The following is a 15642-nucleotide window of genomic DNA, read 5'->3' on the forward strand; positions in this document are numbered from 1 at the left end:
AAAAATATGTGGTTTTTTCGCCTCGTCCCGGCGCTTGCCCTGCTGGCGCTGAGCGGTTGTCAGCTCTCGCGTCAGCCCGCTCCCGGGCATCCTGACTCTGCCGTCCGCTGTAGCGGCGCGGAGAGCGCACACTGCTCATGGGTGAATGAAATAGAGCAGCGCGTATCCCGCCATTTCGATCGGGCGGATCGTTATCGCGGCCAGCGCTGCAATGTAACGATCGGTTACGATCCCCGGCGCGGCTATCAGGTGCTGCGCACCGAGGGCGATGAGGCGCTCTGCCTGAAAGCCTGGCAGGCCGTCAGCAGCGATCGGCAGCTACCCACGCCGCCGGCGGGATCGCCTCAACACATTATGGTGACGTTTCGTCCCGGCTAAGCCAGCGGCCACAGCCAGGCGGCGCCGCGCACGCCGCTGGAGTCGCCGTGCTGCGCTTTCACCACTGGCGTTTCGCATTCACGGCCAAACACCCAGGGCTTCATCAACGTCGGCAACGTCTGATAGAGGCGCTCAACGTTACTCATTCCGCCGCCCAGTACGATAATATCGGGATCGAGCAGATTAACCACCTGTGCCAGCGACTTCGCCAGACGCAGCTCATAACGGCCCATTGCCAGTTCAGCTAAGGGATCCTGCTGGTTCAGCAGCGCGACGATCTCTGCGCCGCTTAAGCTTCTCCCGCTCAGACGCTGGTAATCGGTCGCGAAGCCGGTACCGGATACAAAGGTCTCGATACAGCCTTTCTGCCCGCAGTAGCACGGTACTTCCTCACGGAAACGAAGCTCATCTTCATCCATCCACGGCAACGGATTATGTCCCCATTCGCCAGCATTGCCGTTACCACCGGCGTGGCTGACGCCGTTAATAGCGATACCCGCGCCGGAACCGGTGCCGATAATGACCGCAAAAACCAGCGCCCTGCCCGCCGCCGCGCCGTCTACCGCCTCTGAAACCGCCAGACAGTTGGCATCATTGGCGATGCGCACTTCACGATCCAGCAAACGTGCCAGATCTCTGTCGAGCGGCTGGCCGTTCAGCCAGGTGGAGTTTGCATTTTTAACCCGCTGATTGTAAGGCGACAGCGTACCGGGAATACCCAGCCCTACGCTGCCCTGTTGACCTGTTTTTTCCTCCGTCAGCCGGACCAGATCGACAATCGCCTGTAGCGTTTGCGGATAGTCATGGCGTGGCGTCGGAACGCGATGGCGAAACAGCGTCTCACCGGCATCAGAAAGGGCAATCACTTCTGTTTTGGTACCGCCTAAATCAATGCCAATACGCACAGGATACTCCTCTTTTTTGTCAGGATGAGCGTTACATTAGAAGCCAGCGCCAGGAAAGGCAATGACCCGTCGCCGATGTTTCGCTATCATGCGCGCACCGTTTATGACCTGTGAATTTATACACATCCGGCAAAGGAAAACCCTATGTTGTGGTTTAAAAACTTGATGATTTATCGTCTGAATCGTGACATTCCCCTGTCCACAGACGACCTGGAAAAACAACTCGCTGCGTTTTCCTTTTCCCCGTGCGGCAGTCAGGATATGGCGAAAACCGGCTGGGTTTCGCCAATGGGTTCGCGTAGTGAAACCCTGACGCATGTCAATAACGGACAGATCCTGATTTGCGCCCGTAAAGAAGAGAAAATCCTGCCTTCTCCGGTGATCAAGCAGGCACTGGAAGCCAAAATTGAGAAACTGGAAGCAGAGCAGCAGCGCAAGCTGAAAAAAACAGAAAAAGATTCGCTGAAGGATGAGGTGCTGCACAGTCTGCTGCCGCGCGCCTTTAGCCGCTTCAGCCAGACTTACCTCTGGATCGACAGCGTCAACAACCTGATTATGGTGGACTGCGCCAGCGCGAAAAAAGCGGAAGATACCCTGGCGCTGCTGCGTAAAAGCATCGGTTCGCTGCCGGTGGTGCCGCTGACGCTGGAAAATCCGATTGAGCTGACCTTAACCGAATGGGTACGCTCCGGCGATCTGCCGGCAGGCTTTGCGCTGATGGATGAAGCGGAGCTAAAAGCCATTCTGGAAGATGGCGGCGTTATCCGCTGTAAGAAACAGGATCTGGTTTGCGATGAGATTGCTAATCATATTGAAGCAGGCAAGCTGGTAACCAAACTGGCGCTGGACTGGCAGGAACGTATTCAGCTGGTGCTGGCGGATGATGGCTCTCTGAAGCGCCTGAAGTTTGCCGATACGCTACGTGAACAAAACGATGATATCGATCGGGAAGATTTTGCGCTGCGTTTCGATGCAGACTTTATTCTGATGACCAGCGAACTGGCGGCGCTGGTCAGCAACCTGACCGAAGCGTTAGGCGGCGAGGCACAGCGTTAATCAGCGCTGCCCAGCGCGGGATGTCACCTGAGTCCTGCGCCAGTAACGGATGTGCGCCGCCAGCGGCGCACATTTAGCGTTACAGATAACGGCACAGGTAGGCGGTTGGCTCTGCGACCTGCAAATGAAACTCGCTGTGACCGGGAACGTGGAACACACCGCCCGCTTCATAAATTTTCCATTCGGTTTCGCCGGGTAACAGCACGTTTAATGCGCCGCTGATCACCGTCATCTCCTCTGGCTGACCGGTTCCAAAGGCATACTCACCTTCCACCATCACTCCAACGCTGGCGCGTCCGGTGCTGGCACTGGTAAAACCGATCGACTTCACTTTTCCCTCAAAGTACTCGCTTACGTTCAGCATGCATCGTCCCCCGAAACCACAATAGATGAATCGGCAGTGTAGGGGCTAAACGCGTGTTTTGTCATCTGAAATTGTCGATTATGCCAGCACTCCGGCTACCATTTCCGCCAGCGATTGCCAGGAGAGCAGCACCGGAATACCCAGCAGCTGCTGTAAGCTGTCACAGTGGTGCGGGTGATAGGCCGGGCTGTCCAACACCACCACATCCGCGCCCTGCTCCAGCAGCATCAGTCCGGCATCAAATAATGCCTGATTATCACTCTGCAGCGGATCGGCAACGGCAAAACAGGCGGGCTTACGCAGAACGCGCCATTTACCTGCCTGCTGACGCAGCAGTTCATTAGCCGAAACAATAATGCCCGCCTGATGGCCGCCGACAATAGCGCCGACCAGCGGAGGGATCAGGCGGTCGGGCTCCATAAGGATCGCATTGCGGGCTTGCAGTTCAGTAAACTGCCCGCAACCCAGCAACAGAATATTTTCAACGCCGCGCGACTCCAGCTGGCTGATAAGCTGCTGCAGACCCCGCTCAATGCGGCTGGTCGCGAGCAGCATCTCTGTGCCCTCCGCTAACCGCACTATCTGCGCCTTCTCACCCTTACGCGGAGCATATTTTTCATTTATCTCTTCGCAGGAGAGCGCGTTCAGCAGACTGACTGGCTCCAGCTGTGCTTCAGACAGCGATTCCAACAGTAACGGCGAGATATCATAGTCCGGCGAGAATGCGATGGTAAGTATTACCAGTGTCTGTTTCATATTTACTTCTTCAGTACAAGTAAATTGCCGGGCCGGTTACAGGCCAGCTATTCGTTATGCCATTAGGGTGCCGTTTTACCAGCACCAGGCGTAAAACGGGCACCCGGCAATATTTCTGCCGCTGATTTTAATTATTTCTGCCCAATAAAAAACCGCTTTTTCATAAAGGTTATTTAATCTTGTACTAATGAAAATTATCGTACCCTTAATGACGGCAGCCTGGTAATTTATTTGCAACAGGCTTATTAACTGCCTTAACGGCAAATTAATAAAATATTATTCTGCTAATAAAGCAATCAGCGATTTAATATTATCCTGGCATAACAATCGATGAAAAACCACCCACAGATTCGATGATTAATCACTGAAAAATAGATTATTTCTGGTCATCATTTTCTTCAGGCTTATATTGCCTGAATATTAAGCGGTTAAATGCTCAGTTCCCGGCATTTTTCTTCCAGAAAGCTGGCCAGCAAGGCAGCAATTTTATGACAAAAACGACATCAGAGGTTAACAGCTGTAAAACGTAGATAGCTCAGGCGATTATTAATGCTGGGGCAAAATAAAATATTAACAAGGAGGAGTCAAGCCTTAACCGCCATTCAGGGAAGATCCTTTATACGGTCAAAGAGAATAGTAATTTTTATCAAATAGCGTTTAGCAAGGGGAGAGGGTTAGCAAAATAGTTAGATAAAATAACGAAAGAAAATCAGAGAAAGATTAATTTAATTGATCAAATAACAGGCTTATTAACGGGAAGTATTGTTTGGCAGATTATTACTCAGGCATCCCTGCCCGACTGGATTACTCTTTGTCGCTATTCTCGTAACGTTCTTTCGCATCCAGCGCTTCCTGTTCGCTTTCATGCTCACTGATCAGCGAGTTGGGTTTCGGGTGATCGGCGCGTAGTTCGTAGCGCGTTACGCCTTGTCCTGCAGCGCCTTTATCAACCTGAACAACCCGAGCTTCACGTGGATAGGGTGGTCTTGTTGGCATTTTTCTTCCCTCTTATGGTGAAAGTGTTTTCCGCTACTCTCAGGCCGCTTGCTGCCGAGAACGTTCGCTTTTGCGCGCGTAGCAGTAAGTATAGACAATCACGCCAGTGCAGCAGGGAACTGGAAAAGAAAGGTAACAAAAACAGACGGATTAATAACAGACAGCCCCGCAGGCGAGGCTTATACCTGGCTGGCTGGCGCCACGGGTAAGGCGTTCAGGATCGCCATGACAACCCGTTCAGGCGTCTGCATGGCATCTATTATATGATGTGCGGTTTGCTGATAAAGGCTTGCGCGTTCGTCAAGCACTTCCGCCATCTCTTCAGTGATAGAACGGCCGGTTAAAGTAGGACGCTGCGAGCTTTGCGGATAATGGGTCAGACGAGCTGCCAGCACCGTGGCGTTGGCCTGTAGCCAGATAACCTGCCCCCGCTCCTGCATAAAGCAACGATTGGCTTCCGCCAGCACCATGCCGCCACCGGTAGCGATAATGGTTTCCGGCGCGGTAACCGCAATCAAGGCGTCAGTTTCGTGCTGGCGAAACCCTTCCCAGCCTTCAGCAGCGACAATCTCCGCTACCGTTTTTCCTGTGCTTTGCTGCAGATAATGATCGGTATCGCAAAAAGCATAACCCAGTACTTGCGCCAGTGATTCACCCACCGTGGTTTTACCGCAACCCCGTGCGCCAATGAGAAAAATGGGTAACGACATGACAGCCTGTCCTCCGCCATGACTGCGTTCCGCCGCAGCTGGCCATCAAATTATGCATGGCGGGCATCATACCGAGAAAAAATATTGTGGGCCAGCTGTAACGTTGTTTTTACGCAACGGAAAGATGTTTAACCATACATTGCTTTTCAGCAGAACCGGAATGTTCTGTTCCTCCCGGCAATATTTACTTACGCAGTGCTAATTTACTTTCGCCACAGAGCGACCAGAATAAAGAGATACCGCTTGTTTAAGGAGGTTCCATGCAGAGCGAAGAACAACGTCTAATTGAAAGTCTGTTTAGCCGACTAAAACAGGCTGAAAGCCAGTCTGCGCCACGTGATGCCGCAGCAGAGCGCCTGATTGAACAGCAGCTCCGCCAGCAGCCCGCTGCGCCCTACTATATGGCGCAGGCGATCCTGATTCAGGAAGCGGCAATGAAAAAATTGAGCGCGCAGGTTACCGAACTGGAAAACCAGCTGACGCAGGCGCAACAGCAGCTATCTCAGGCACAGCAACAACCGGCGCGCCAGAGCAGCGGCGGTTTTCTCTCCAGCCTGTTTGGCGGCGGACAGCGCCAGGCTACGCCGCAGCAGCCGGTATGGAACAACGCCCCGCAGCAGCCTTACGCGCAACAGCCGTACAATAATGCCCCGCAGCAGCAGCCCTATGCGCAGCAGCCTTACGGTACCGCACGCGGCGGTAGCGGTTTTCTTGGCGGCGCGCTGCAAACGGCAGTGGGCGTGGCAGGTGGTGTGGTAATGGCGGATATGCTGACCAGCATGTTCCATCATTCTCAGCCGGAAGAGATTGTGAACATTATTAATGAGCCTGCCCTGCCGGATCCTCAGCCGCTCGATACCAGCCTGGATACGTTTAATAATGTCGACGATCGGGCATTTTTACAGGATGCCAGCTGGCAGCAGGATGATAATGCCGGTTTCGACAGCAACGATTTCGGCAATGACGATTTCAATGACGACGACAGCTTTATCTGAAGCGCTTTACTGACGCGGATAAGCCACACAGCCGCCAGGCTGACAATCCAGTGCTAAAGCGTAACGCCGGTGAGAGATAGCTCCCACCGGCGTTTTTATTCGCTAACGCTACTGTCCCGCTGCGTTGTCCTGCTCTCGATGACGCCGCTGTTGTAACAGCCATTTATCCAGCTCTGCTGCAAATTGCTGCCGATCGCGCTGATTTAGCGTTGCCGGCCCGCCGGTCTGCACCCCGCTGGCGCGCATCGTATCCATAAAATCCCGCATCGTCAGGCGTTCACGAATAGTGGCATCGCTGTAGCGTTCACCGCGAGGATTGAGCGCCGCCGCCCCTTTTGCCAGCACTTCTGCCGCCAGCGGAATATCAGCAGTGATAACCAAATCTTCGCGGCTCACGCGCTGCACAATTTCATTATCCGCTACATCAAAACCGGCCGCGACACGCAGCGTACGAATAAAACGTGATGGCGGCACGCTGAGCGGCTGATTAGCTACCAGAATCAGTTCTGTCTGGCTGCGCTCTGCGGCACGATAGAGCACCTCTTTTATGACTTTTGGACACGCATCCGCATCCACCCAAATTGGCATCGGCTTTCCTGTCAGGATTGAGGAATAATGCTGATTTTGCCGTTCTTCTCCAGAATGGCAAACTTTATCTGATCAAGGCGCTCCAGCCCCTGCGTGCTTCGCGCTGAAGTCAGGATATCCTCTGCGGTAATGCCCGCCTTTTTGGCGCGATGGGTTAACAGCTTGCCATCTTCCACCAGGATCAGCGAGGCGCCGTCTATCAGCATCTCCAGGCGCGGGAACCATCCCTTAAAAATGCCTAACAGAATATCCATGACGATAAGGGTGATAATGGTCAGCGCAGCGCCGGTAACCGAAAAATCATTGCCCAGCAGCGCCTGCTGCGTCGCCTCGCTGATAATCAGCAGCAGGATAAAGTCAAAACTGGTCATCTCCAGCAGCGTGCGGCGTCCGGCAATCTTCAACACCACCATTAAAATGAAATACATGCTTATTGCGCGTAATACCGTTTCCATACCCCTTCCCCTATGGATAAACCCATTGTGTAAAACGTACCTGTGCCCCCTGACTGTCGCTAACCGCAAAGGTATATTTTCCCGGAGAGTGCGGCTGGCCGCCGAGCCAGACGGAAGCGCCATGGTTAAGACTTTGCGTTTGATACCAGAGCGTCAGAGAACGGTCACGGCTCTCCGCACGCAGCGGCTGCGGCTGGACGCTTTGCAGCTGAAAATTATCGACGCCGTTACCGCTGATGGTAATGCGATACAGGCTATCGCGTAGCGGATGCAGACGGATGGTCATCGCCATATCGCTCTGCTGGCGCGCAAAGCGCTCATACTCAACCCGCAGCTCGCCGTTTGACGAGACGATATCGTGATCGCTAAGAAAACCCTTTGAAAACAGGCCGCAGGCTCCGCTGATAACCATGGCCAGCAGCAGTACATAACCTACCCGCTGGATACGCCACTCAATCCGTTGCCAGCGCATATTCTCCTGCACCGGATAGTGGCGATCTTTATCTTCATCTTGCTGAAAATTTTCCATTTTTCTCTCCTTATGCCTCTCTGGAGTTTAGCTGAAGCTGAATAAAGCGGCAGAATCACGTAAGCTGATGCGTAATGAAAAATGGCTACGCAGAGGGAAATATCATGCTGGAGAAAAAAATAGGCTTTATTGGCTGCGGAAATATGTCCAAAGCGATAATTGGCGGACTGATTGCGGGTGGCCAGGTTGATGCAGCAAACATCTGGGTTTATGACCATAAAACAGAAACCAACCAGGCCATGGCACAGCAATATGGCATTACCCCCGCGCAAAGCGCCGAAGAGGTTGCGCGTGAAGCTGATATTTTATTCGGCGCGGTAAAACCGAATGTGATTCTGAAAGTGCTTAAGGATGCGGCCGGCGCGCTGAATAAAGAGACGCTGGTGGTTTCGATTGCCGCAGGCGTAACGCTGGATGCCTTAGCGATGACGCTGGGACACGATCGTAAAATTGTGCGCGCTATGCCCAATACGCCTGCACTAGTTAACGAAGGCATGACCTCTGTTACGCCGAATCCGCTGGTCACCCCGGAGGAAGTCGACGAAATCGTGGCCATTTTCAACAGTTTTGGTAAAGCTGCCGTTGTGCCAGAATATCTGATCCATGCGGTGGTTGGGGTTAGCGGCTCGGCACCGGCCTACGTCTTTATGTTTATTGAAGCAATGGCGGATGCCGCCGTACTGGGCGGAATGCCGCGAGCTCAGGCTTATGAATTTGCCGCGCAGGCGGTAAAAGGCGCCGCGCAAATGGTGCTGGAAACCGGCAAGCATCCGGGCGAGCTGAAAGATATGGTTTGTTCGCCAGGAGGCACCACCATCGAGGCGGTTAAAGTGTTGGAAGAGAAAGGGCTGCGCTCGGCCGTGATCGCCTCAATGGAGGCCTGTATGGCGCGCTCTGAAGCATTAAGCAAGCGTTGAGATCAAACAGCCACATCGCAGATTGCGATGTGGCTGTTTTACTATCAATAGCGGGGATGATTAAGCAGCTTGTCGATGTAGCCATGGAGCAAATTGGCATCTTCGGCGCTGGCACCGTCCGAGGCGACGATTAATGCCTCGCTGATCCCTCTGTTTAGCTCCTGACGCTGTTCGTCACCCAATTTACGCAGTAGCGCTGTTACCACAATTTCTAACGCTTCAACCTGGGCAACCAGCTCTTTAGACTCTGCTTCTTTTTCCGCCAACTTAACCAGTAGTTCTGCAATGAGCTGTTTCATCACACGATCCCAGTAACAATGTAAACGCAGACACTATCACTACAGTTAACAAAATAACAGCAGATGGTGCTGATATTTTTCAATATTTATAGAATAGCTTTGCTAAAAAAGGATGATTTTTTATACATAAATGAGCGCTGAGATCGCCTTTAGCCTTCGCAACCCAAAGATTAATTCATTTAACAAGCGCAGCGAAATATAATCCTCCATCTTATTAAGATTTATCCTGAAGGGATAAGTAAAACCTTTTGATGAGTATTATTTATTCTGTTAACCATCAGCCACTTATATAAAATGCAGATGGAGTGCTTTATATAAAAAACAATAAAAACAAACAATTAAATAAGCGAAACCGCAAATCACAGTAACTGGAAATACCACCAGAGTCATCTATTATTCATATTGATACAACGCAGAATATGCATTAATCAACTGATAATACATATTCTAAGATGCTTACCAAACTGGAAAAGTAATCAGGAGACGATAATGGCAGAACATCGTGGTGGTTCAGGAAACTTCGCAGAAGACCGAGAAAAAGCCTCTGAAGCCGGTAAAAAAGGTGGTCAGCAGAGCGGCGGCAACTTCAAAAACGATCGTGAAAAAGCCTCCGAAGCGGGTAAAAAAGGCGGACAAAACAGCCATGGTGGCCGTAAGTCCTGACCCGGTTTCGTTGCCACAATATCTGGTGTGGTAATGCAGGATATCAACCCCGGAGCAGTCATACTGTTTCGGGGTTATTTTTTGCCTGCTGTTTACGACGACGGTAGTCATTAAGCCGCCTGTTGGCAGAAAACAGGCAATAAAAAACCCGCCATTAAGGCGGGTTTTTTGCATTCTGGCAGCTTAGCGTACGTTTACGTTAGCAGCAGCCGGGCCTTTCGGACCGTTTTCAATGGTGAACTCAACGCTCTGACCTTCTTCCAGCGTTTTGAAACCCTGGTTCTGGATAGCGGAGAAGTGCACGAATACATCTTTGCTGCCGTCAGCCGGAGAAATAAAGCCGAAACCTTTCTCAGCGTTGAACCATTTTACTAAACCAGTCAGTTTTGCAGACATTTGTCTTTCCTTCATTCGATATTAACGCCCTGAGGGCAACAGGTTTGTGTACAGATGTTATGGGGCACTCAGGAAGGCGATACTGAAGAAGGGATATCAGAGATAACTCTTACACTGCAGACTGCTTTACTAAAACTGCTCGCATACCCGGTTCTGTTTAACAAACCGACGATGCATTTACTCATAATCGCTGGTGCAATGCAAGCAGGATTTTCGCGCTAAAAATATTTCAGGTTGTTACTGACTTTTTTCGCTGGCGCTTCTATGTTTAAAAAATAGCCAACACTTACAGACGATGACAACGTCCCCGGTTTTGCCTGACGAAGGCATGCTTTCCTGTTAATTATCTGACGGCCCGCTTTATTGTGGGTCGATGCTGCGTTTTTGGAGGTTGACAATGCGAACACAATCCACCAGCGCTGGCCGGGAAATAACCGACTATTTTAACAGCCCGGCATGGCACGCCCCCAAAGAAGCGGAGCTGTTAGCAATCATTATGACGGAGCTGATGCAGACGGGCCAACCCACTACCGATAAAGCGCTGATTGCCAGCGTCATCAAGAAACTGGATTTGGAAAAAGATGAAAGCGTTCTGCAAAGCTATCGTAATGTGTTGGCGCAGCTGATGAGCAGCACCGCCGAAATGCCTTAGCCAGTGGCGCTGCCGTAATACTCCGCTTTCGGCGGCGAAGCGCTTAATGAAACCACAGATACCAGTAGAGCGCGGTTTCCGCCGGATGCGCATGCAGCGCCCGATAAAGCTGGCGATCAATGCCGCCCAGCTCAAACCCCATTTTTTCATACAGCAGGCAGGCGGCCACGTTGGTATTCTGCGTTTCCAGCGTCACGCCAGCCAGCTGTTGCTCACGTGCCCAGCGGATGGCACGCTGTAACAGTGCGCAGCCGCAGCCGCAGCCGCAGCGTCGGAAAGCGCCGTCAACGGCGATATCTTCCACCAGCGCCAGGCCATTCCAGTTGCGGCTTACCGCCAGATAACCTGCTGGCTGCCCTCCTACCCGCGCCACATATAGCGCGCCATCGCGGCTATTAACTAACGGGCTAAACTGCTGCGGATCGTTAAAATAATTTTTCTCCCGCGGCGTAACGGAATAGAGACCATCACGCACCGGACGATCGAAAACGGCTTCCAGCTCCTGGGTAACGGTAAAACCGTAGTCCAGCGACTGTAGCGCCGCCAGCAAATCGGTGGTGGCCTCAATCACCTCTGTACTTTTTTGCTGCATGTTCCCTGCTCCCGCTATCGTCATAACCATCCGGCCACTGCGCCGTTTTTTCAAGCGTAGCCGATTGTGGTCATGCTGCATTCTGCGGTACGCAACAGGCAAAAAAAATCCCGCACGCGGCGGGATGAATAAGACGAGCATTGCAGTGTTATATGACGGGGAGATCATTCTGTTTCCCTGTATCCTGGCGGCTAATGATGACAACAGCGTGACAGTGATGACATAAACACTTTCCGGCCATGCCGGTTACATCATTAGCCGCAATAGACGCGGGTAATAACGTTATCTTTATCGCCGAGGAAATTTAACCGGTTAAGATTGAAATCCATCGTTACGGCTGAATTATAAGGGATCGCCCGTACCGGATGCTCAAACTGCAACTTGCTCAGCGCCGATAAGGGCTGCCCAACATAATTCTGATAGGCGGATGCGCCGCAGCGATCGGCATCAGGATCGGTCACCGCCGCGCTATCGCTATTTTTTTGCCCATGCTGACAGGCCGCCAGCGTAACCAGCGCCGTAATTAGCGCAAGCTTTCCATAAAATTTCACCACGATTCTCCTGTTTGGCCAGTCGTTCAGCTATCGACCTTAAAGCCTAACCGATTGTCTGGCACGCGCAGAAAGAGTTAACTCACAATGAACTGTGATCCGAATCATAAAAATGGCACGGATTGCACAAAAAACAACCGCCCCATCCCTATAATTTCCTAAGATTATTCTTAGGAGGTGCTGTATGGAACTGGTTGTCTTTATCGGCTTTGCGGTGCTGATGACCTGCGTGGCCATCCGTGTTCGTTAAGCGCCCTACGGGTCAGCCCGGCTGACCCGTTTCACTGATTTGTTTCTGCCCGACCGTCTCCAGCATATGTATAAAATCCGCAGCGGGCATGGGTCGACCAAGATAATATCCCTGCCCTTCATCACAGGCGATCGCCTGCAGTTCAGCAAACTGTTCCGCGTTTTCTATGCCTTCAGCGGTAATCACCAGCGAAAATGCTTTGCCCAGTCCAATGATGCCGTTAACGATAGAGTGTGCCTGCTGCGAATGCGGGAAATCTCTCATATAAGAGCGATCCATCTTCAGGCCATCAAACGGGAAGGTTTTCAGATAACCCAACGAGGCATAGCCCGATCCAAAGTCATCGACCGTCAACCGCACGCCAAGCGCCTTGAGACGCTGCATAATCCGTAGCACTTTATCCGGCTTTTCAAGCGTGACATTTTCAGTGATCTCCAGTTCGAGACGCTCCGCAGGCAGCCCGGTGACCCGCAGAACCGTGGCAACACGTTCCGCCAGATCGTCACGGCAAAACTCAACCGGCGAAATATTCACCGATACGTAGAAGGGTTTAGGCCAGTTCAACGCATCACGGCAGGCGCGCTGTAGCACCCAGTCGCTGATCTGAATAATCAGTCCGGTCTCTTCCGCCAGTGGAATAAAACTATCAGGCATAACCAACGCAGGCGGCGACGGCTGCCAGCGCAGCAGCGCCTCCGCGCCGTCCATTATGCCGCTGTGCAGCGAATAGCGCGGTTGATAAAACAGGCGCAGCTCATCGCGCACCACCGCCTGGCCCAGCGCACGTTCCATCTCGCGTCGCCGCACCAGCTGCTCTGACATTTCTGGCGAATAAAAAACCCAGCGGTTACGTCCCAGATTTTTAGACTGGTACAGCGCAATATCAGCCATTCTGAGCAATTCCTCCGGCTGTAGCGCATCCTGGGGCGCACACGCAATCCCGATCGAGGCGCCAACATTCACCATCTGTCCTGCAACATTAAAGGGTTTGCGGATCTCATCCATCAAACAACGGCAGCGCGCTTCAATCTCTTCATGGCTGGTCAGGCCGCTCAGCAGCAAAATAAACTCATCGCCGCCCTGGCGCGACAGCAGATCTTCCTCGCCCAGACAGAGGCGCAGCCGCTGTGAGACTTCGTTTAACACCTGGTCGCCGGCAGCATGACCATACAGATCGTTAATCGGCTTAAAGTGATCGAGATCGAGACTGAGCATTACCAGCGGCTGTGCGACGGTTGGCTGCGCCTGCAGTTTGCCGTTTAAAAATTCATTCATCCGGTGGCGGTTCGGCAGGCCGGTCAGCGTATCGTGCTGCGACAGATACTGGATACGCGCCTGAGCTTCAACTTCCAGCGTAATATCCGAGACGGTGCCGCGAAAGCCAACCTTTATGCCCTGCACTTCTATCGGCTTCGCCACCAGACTACAGATACGCTCTTCGCCCTGTGCCGAATGATAATGGCAGCGCAGCGTACGCCGGTCATTGCCGTTATTTTGCCGCTGTATCCACTCCGAAACCGGCTGGCTGCAGCTGCCCAGCAGGCTATCTATCGGTTTGCCAAGCTGTATCGCAATCTCATAGCCGGTTACTGCCGTAAAACGTGAGGAGAGATAGGTCAGCACACCCCGCGAGTCAGTTTCCCATATCCAGTCAGAAGAGGCCTCCGCCACATCGCGAAAGCGCGCCTCGCTGTGGCTCAATTCATGTTTACTCTGACGGAGTTGCTCAAAGCGCCAGTCGGAAAGCCGGGCGTTATCCATCGCATGGTGGATCACCCGTCGGGAAATAATACCCAGCATCAGCATGGTTAGCGCCAGCAGCGGCACGGTAACCATTAACAAATGGTGTCCGGGCTTACTGCTATCCCAGGCAAGAAGCAAAGGTTCGCTCTGCTCTATCGTCAGCATCAGGCCTGTCGCTACGGTTTGCTTTCCAACAGGGGCATGCATGTTTTTGATACCAATGCCGTGCCCCAGCGCCAACAGCTTGTTCGGCGTATATCGGTCAACAAAAATCATCACCGACGGCGGCCCGGGAATCGTCCCCAGCCCTGGCACTTTACCGTGCGTGATTGGCGCAGCGGCAACAATCGCAGGCCATCCTTTAATACGTGCGTTTTTGACCAGGGCGTTATCTTCGCTGGTAAAAGATCGCGCTTGCTGCACGATGACAGTGCCCTGTTTGCCCAGCCATGATTCAATGGACATATCGGAGAGCTGGCCATCAATCACCGCATAGCGCGTCCGGCCGCTGCCATCTACAACGAAGATTCCTTCATAGTGATATTCTTTATATAACCCCGGCCCGAAATTCTGCTGCGTAAAGGCCCACTCTTTATCTACCTGTAGATGCAGATGAATCCAGGCCTCGCCCCAGAATGCGTAATCACGGATATCGGTCAAAATAGACTGCTGGCGATCCTGCCAGGCATTGCGCAGCAAAAACTTCTCCTGCGCCAGCGCGGTGGTATTTTGCCGCATCGCAATAGCGATAATGAACACTGCGGTAGTCAGGAACACGGTGGCAAACATGCAGCCCAGTACCAACAGCGTTCGACGCGTAAAAAGCGTCGCGGGCGTTTCCTCAGTGCGAAAGTTAAAAGATAATAAAGAAGGTAGATTCATCAACAAAACCCCGGTAACAATGCGTTTACGTAACCTCCGCTATTCATTACGCAGCAACTATCGCGGCGCGGCGTATGCTCCTGCTTTTTTCACGCGTATATTCCTTATCGGCCTCTGGCGGCGACTGTTTAGCAAAAAAGCGCGCCACTCCGCCGTCTCGACAGCGATTCTGGCGGTTGTTACACTTCCCTTCTTCCCTTCTTCCCTTTTTGCTTAAGCCGCCTATGAAAAGCCAATACGACAGAGTCTTTCTGACGCTGTTTTACCTCGGCAGTTTTGCTCTTTATTACCTGATTACGCTGGCGATCACCTGGTTCCCCAATTACAGCGAGCTACAACAAAAAGGGCTGCTGGTGCCGGTTCTCTGTCTTTTTGAGTTTGCCGTGCTGTGGCCGCTGTATCGTTTTTATCAAACGCGCCGTAGTGATATTCCTCTGGGACGGCTGCAGCCGAAAACCATGCTGCTGTTTATGCTGCTGCTGCTGGGGCTGATGGTCGCGCAAACGCAGTTTTTACAACCGGAGCGCTGGCTGGAAGATCAGGCGCAGCAGACGCCGTTTTCGCTCGGCATCCTGCTGTTTTCGGCCGTACTGCTGGCACCGATTTTTGAAGAGATTCTGTTTCGCGGCTTTCTGCTGCAGGCATTTCTGCTGTGGGCGCCGCATAGCCGCTTTGCCTGCATTCTGCTGACATCGCTGCTGTTTGCCGTAATGCACACGCAATATATCCACTGGCAAACCCTGGCGGTGCTGACGCTGTTTTCTGTGCTGCTTTGCTATGCACGCCTGCGCGGCAACGGCTTGCTGCTGCCGGTACTGCTGCATATGCTTAATAATCTGATTGCCCTGCTGCCGTCCATCTGGTTTGTGCAGCACTCCTGAAGTCCGGTTTTATAACTATTTTAACGGCTTTATAACTTTTTCTGCTAAGCATAGCGAATAATCTACTATCAGCCTGCTGTTCAG

Annotated in this window: 20 protein-coding genes; 7 read left to right on the forward strand and 13 right to left on the reverse strand. The window is 52.4% G+C overall.

Annotated features, from left to right (window positions below):
• The first annotated feature begins 6 nt into the window (after positions 1 to 6).
• Complete coding sequence (locus B1H58_RS02060) at positions 7 to 378, forward strand: cell envelope integrity TolA family protein (protein WP_085067750.1); 372 nt, start codon at positions 7 to 9, stop codon at positions 376 to 378.
• Here the strand turns inward: B1H58_RS02060 and mak are convergent.
• Positions 375 to 1283 (reverse strand): fructokinase, encoded by a 909-nt coding sequence (mak, locus tag B1H58_RS02065; RefSeq protein ID WP_085067751.1) that lies wholly within the window; start codon positions 1281 to 1283, stop codon positions 375 to 377. The two genes, B1H58_RS02060 and mak, sit on opposite strands and share 4 nt — an antisense overlap.
• Positions 1284 to 1427: 144 nt before the next feature.
• Here mak and rdgC point away from each other — a divergent pair, with 144 nt between their 5' ends.
• Entirely contained in the window at positions 1428 to 2339 is a 912-nt protein-coding gene (gene rdgC / locus B1H58_RS02070) for a recombination-associated protein RdgC (RefSeq protein ID WP_085067752.1), read from the forward strand.
• Positions 2340 to 2418: 79 nt separating this feature from the next.
• On the opposite strand, the gene ppnP is transcribed toward rdgC, so the two are convergent.
• The 4 genes from ppnP to aroL all read right to left on the reverse strand — a co-directional run bounded on the left by ppnP (position 2419) and on the right by aroL (position 5165).
• The gene (gene ppnP / locus B1H58_RS02075; protein ID WP_085067753.1) at positions 2419 to 2703 is read right to left on the reverse strand and encodes a pyrimidine/purine nucleoside phosphorylase; all 285 of its coding nucleotides are present in this window, start codon (positions 2701 to 2703) and stop codon (positions 2419 to 2421) included.
• A 78-nt stretch (positions 2704 to 2781) separates the two neighbouring features.
• Positions 2782 to 3459, reverse strand: a complete 678-nt coding sequence (locus B1H58_RS02080) for an AroM family protein (protein WP_085067754.1) — start codon at positions 3457 to 3459, stop codon at positions 2782 to 2784.
• An 804-nt stretch (positions 3460 to 4263) separates the two neighbouring features.
• Complete coding sequence (locus tag B1H58_RS02085) at positions 4264 to 4455, reverse strand: YaiA family protein (protein ID WP_085067755.1); 192 nt, start codon at positions 4453 to 4455, stop codon at positions 4264 to 4266.
• Between the two features lie 179 nt (positions 4456 to 4634).
• Positions 4635 to 5165, reverse strand: a complete 531-nt coding sequence (aroL, locus tag B1H58_RS02090; RefSeq protein ID WP_085067756.1) for a shikimate kinase AroL — start codon at positions 5163 to 5165, stop codon at positions 4635 to 4637.
• A gap of 260 nt (positions 5166 to 5425) precedes the next feature.
• Between aroL and B1H58_RS02095 the strand changes: the two genes are divergently transcribed.
• The gene (locus B1H58_RS02095) at positions 5426 to 6160 is read left to right on the forward strand and encodes a DUF2076 domain-containing protein (protein WP_085067757.1); all 735 of its coding nucleotides are present in this window, start codon (positions 5426 to 5428) and stop codon (positions 6158 to 6160) included.
• A 108-nt stretch (positions 6161 to 6268) separates the two neighbouring features.
• On the opposite strand, the gene B1H58_RS02100 is transcribed toward B1H58_RS02095, so the two are convergent.
• From B1H58_RS02100 to B1H58_RS02110, 3 genes are read right to left on the reverse strand one after another with little or no spacing between them, the layout of a single operon-like run.
• Complete coding sequence (locus B1H58_RS02100) at positions 6269 to 6748, reverse strand: YaiI/YqxD family protein (RefSeq protein ID WP_085067758.1); 480 nt, start codon at positions 6746 to 6748, stop codon at positions 6269 to 6271.
• 11 nt (positions 6749 to 6759) lie between these two features.
• Positions 6760 to 7203, reverse strand: a complete 444-nt coding sequence (locus B1H58_RS02105) for a DUF421 domain-containing protein (RefSeq protein WP_085067759.1) — start codon at positions 7201 to 7203, stop codon at positions 6760 to 6762.
• A gap of 10 nt (positions 7204 to 7213) precedes the next feature.
• On the reverse strand, positions 7214 to 7732 hold the full coding sequence (locus tag B1H58_RS02110) for a hypothetical protein (RefSeq protein WP_085067760.1): 519 nt from the start codon (positions 7730 to 7732) through the stop codon (positions 7214 to 7216).
• Positions 7733 to 7836: 104 nt separating this feature from the next.
• Between B1H58_RS02110 and proC the strand changes: the two genes are divergently transcribed.
• A complete protein-coding gene (gene proC / locus B1H58_RS02115) occupies positions 7837 to 8649 on the forward strand; it encodes a pyrroline-5-carboxylate reductase (RefSeq protein WP_085072211.1) in 813 nt (270 codons plus the stop codon).
• 44 nt (positions 8650 to 8693) lie between these two features.
• On the opposite strand, the gene iraP is transcribed toward proC, so the two are convergent.
• Positions 8694 to 8948: an anti-adapter protein IraP gene (iraP, locus tag B1H58_RS02120; protein WP_085067761.1), complete on the reverse strand. Its 255-nt coding sequence runs from the start codon at positions 8946 to 8948 to the stop codon at positions 8694 to 8696.
• Positions 8949 to 9437: 489 nt separating this feature from the next.
• Here iraP and B1H58_RS02125 point away from each other — a divergent pair, with 489 nt between their 5' ends.
• Positions 9438 to 9611, forward strand: a complete 174-nt coding sequence (locus B1H58_RS02125; RefSeq protein WP_071883701.1) for a con-10 family general stress protein — start codon at positions 9438 to 9440, stop codon at positions 9609 to 9611.
• Between the two features lie 183 nt (positions 9612 to 9794).
• Here the strand turns inward: B1H58_RS02125 and cspE are convergent, their stop codons facing one another.
• Complete coding sequence (cspE, locus tag B1H58_RS02130; protein ID WP_085067762.1) at positions 9795 to 10007, reverse strand: transcription antiterminator/RNA stability regulator CspE; 213 nt, start codon at positions 10005 to 10007, stop codon at positions 9795 to 9797.
• Positions 10008 to 10404: 397 nt separating this feature from the next.
• Between cspE and B1H58_RS02135 the strand changes: the two genes are divergently transcribed.
• On the forward strand, positions 10405 to 10659 hold the full coding sequence (locus tag B1H58_RS02135; RefSeq protein WP_085067763.1) for a biofilm development regulator YmgB/AriR family protein: 255 nt from the start codon (positions 10405 to 10407) through the stop codon (positions 10657 to 10659).
• 43 nt (positions 10660 to 10702) lie between these two features.
• Here the strand turns inward: B1H58_RS02135 and B1H58_RS02140 are convergent, their stop codons facing one another.
• From B1H58_RS02140 to B1H58_RS02150, 3 genes are all read right to left on the reverse strand, one after another.
• Positions 10703 to 11251 (reverse strand): GNAT family N-acetyltransferase, encoded by a 549-nt coding sequence (locus B1H58_RS02140; protein ID WP_167373275.1) that lies wholly within the window; start codon positions 11249 to 11251, stop codon positions 10703 to 10705.
• A gap of 254 nt (positions 11252 to 11505) precedes the next feature.
• Positions 11506 to 11802, reverse strand: a complete 297-nt coding sequence (locus B1H58_RS02145; protein WP_085067765.1) for an I78 family peptidase inhibitor — start codon at positions 11800 to 11802, stop codon at positions 11506 to 11508.
• A gap of 262 nt (positions 11803 to 12064) precedes the next feature.
• Positions 12065 to 14677 carry a bifunctional diguanylate cyclase/phosphodiesterase gene (locus tag B1H58_RS02150; RefSeq protein WP_167373276.1) on the reverse strand — a complete coding sequence of 871 codons (2613 nt, stop codon included), beginning with the start codon at positions 14675 to 14677 and terminating at the stop codon, positions 12065 to 12067.
• Between the two features lie 224 nt (positions 14678 to 14901).
• On the opposite strand from B1H58_RS02150, the gene B1H58_RS02155 reads away from it, so the two are divergent.
• Complete coding sequence (locus B1H58_RS02155; RefSeq protein ID WP_085067766.1) at positions 14902 to 15558, forward strand: CPBP family intramembrane glutamic endopeptidase; 657 nt, start codon at positions 14902 to 14904, stop codon at positions 15556 to 15558.
• Positions 15559 to 15642: the final 84 nt, after the last annotated feature.

The organism is Pantoea alhagi (assembly GCF_002101395.1).
GTDB lineage: Bacteria > Pseudomonadota > Gammaproteobacteria > Enterobacterales > Enterobacteriaceae > Mixta > Mixta alhagi.

Excerpts from the sequence above, each read along its gene's own strand:
- B1H58_RS02060 (WP_085067750.1), top strand. The coding sequence starts at position 7 with ATGTGGTTTTTTCGCCTCGTCCCGGCGCTTGCCCTGCTGGCGCTGAGC.
- rdgC (WP_085067752.1), top strand. The coding sequence starts at position 1,428 with ATGTTGTGGTTTAAAAACTTGATGATTTATCGTCTGAATCGTGACATT.
- ppnP (WP_085067753.1), bottom strand. The coding sequence starts at position 2,703 with ATGCTGAACGTAAGCGAGTACTTTGAGGGAAAAGTGAAGTCGATCGGT.
- B1H58_RS02080 (WP_085067754.1), bottom strand. The coding sequence starts at position 3,459 with ATGAAACAGACACTGGTAATACTTACCATCGCATTCTCGCCGGACTAT.
- B1H58_RS02085 (WP_085067755.1), bottom strand. The coding sequence starts at position 4,455 with ATGCCAACAAGACCACCCTATCCACGTGAAGCTCGGGTTGTTCAGGTT.
- aroL (WP_085067756.1), bottom strand. The coding sequence starts at position 5,165 with ATGTCGTTACCCATTTTTCTCATTGGCGCACGGGGTTGCGGTAAAACC.
- B1H58_RS02095 (WP_085067757.1), top strand. The coding sequence starts at position 5,426 with ATGCAGAGCGAAGAACAACGTCTAATTGAAAGTCTGTTTAGCCGACTA.
- B1H58_RS02100 (WP_085067758.1), bottom strand. The coding sequence starts at position 6,748 with ATGCCAATTTGGGTGGATGCGGATGCGTGTCCAAAAGTCATAAAAGAG.
- B1H58_RS02105 (WP_085067759.1), bottom strand. The coding sequence starts at position 7,203 with ATGGAAACGGTATTACGCGCAATAAGCATGTATTTCATTTTAATGGTG.
- B1H58_RS02110 (WP_085067760.1), bottom strand. The coding sequence starts at position 7,732 with ATGGAAAATTTTCAGCAAGATGAAGATAAAGATCGCCACTATCCGGTG.
- proC (WP_085072211.1), top strand. The coding sequence starts at position 7,837 with ATGCTGGAGAAAAAAATAGGCTTTATTGGCTGCGGAAATATGTCCAAA.
- iraP (WP_085067761.1), bottom strand. The coding sequence starts at position 8,948 with ATGAAACAGCTCATTGCAGAACTACTGGTTAAGTTGGCGGAAAAAGAA.
- B1H58_RS02125 (WP_071883701.1), top strand. The coding sequence starts at position 9,438 with ATGGCAGAACATCGTGGTGGTTCAGGAAACTTCGCAGAAGACCGAGAA.
- cspE (WP_085067762.1), bottom strand. The coding sequence starts at position 10,007 with ATGTCTGCAAAACTGACTGGTTTAGTAAAATGGTTCAACGCTGAGAAA.
- B1H58_RS02135 (WP_085067763.1), top strand. The coding sequence starts at position 10,405 with ATGCGAACACAATCCACCAGCGCTGGCCGGGAAATAACCGACTATTTT.
- B1H58_RS02140 (WP_167373275.1), bottom strand. The coding sequence starts at position 11,251 with ATGCAGCAAAAAAGTACAGAGGTGATTGAGGCCACCACCGATTTGCTG.
- B1H58_RS02150 (WP_167373276.1), bottom strand. The coding sequence starts at position 14,677 with ATGAATCTACCTTCTTTATTATCTTTTAACTTTCGCACTGAGGAAACG.
- B1H58_RS02155 (WP_085067766.1), top strand. The coding sequence starts at position 14,902 with ATGAAAAGCCAATACGACAGAGTCTTTCTGACGCTGTTTTACCTCGGC.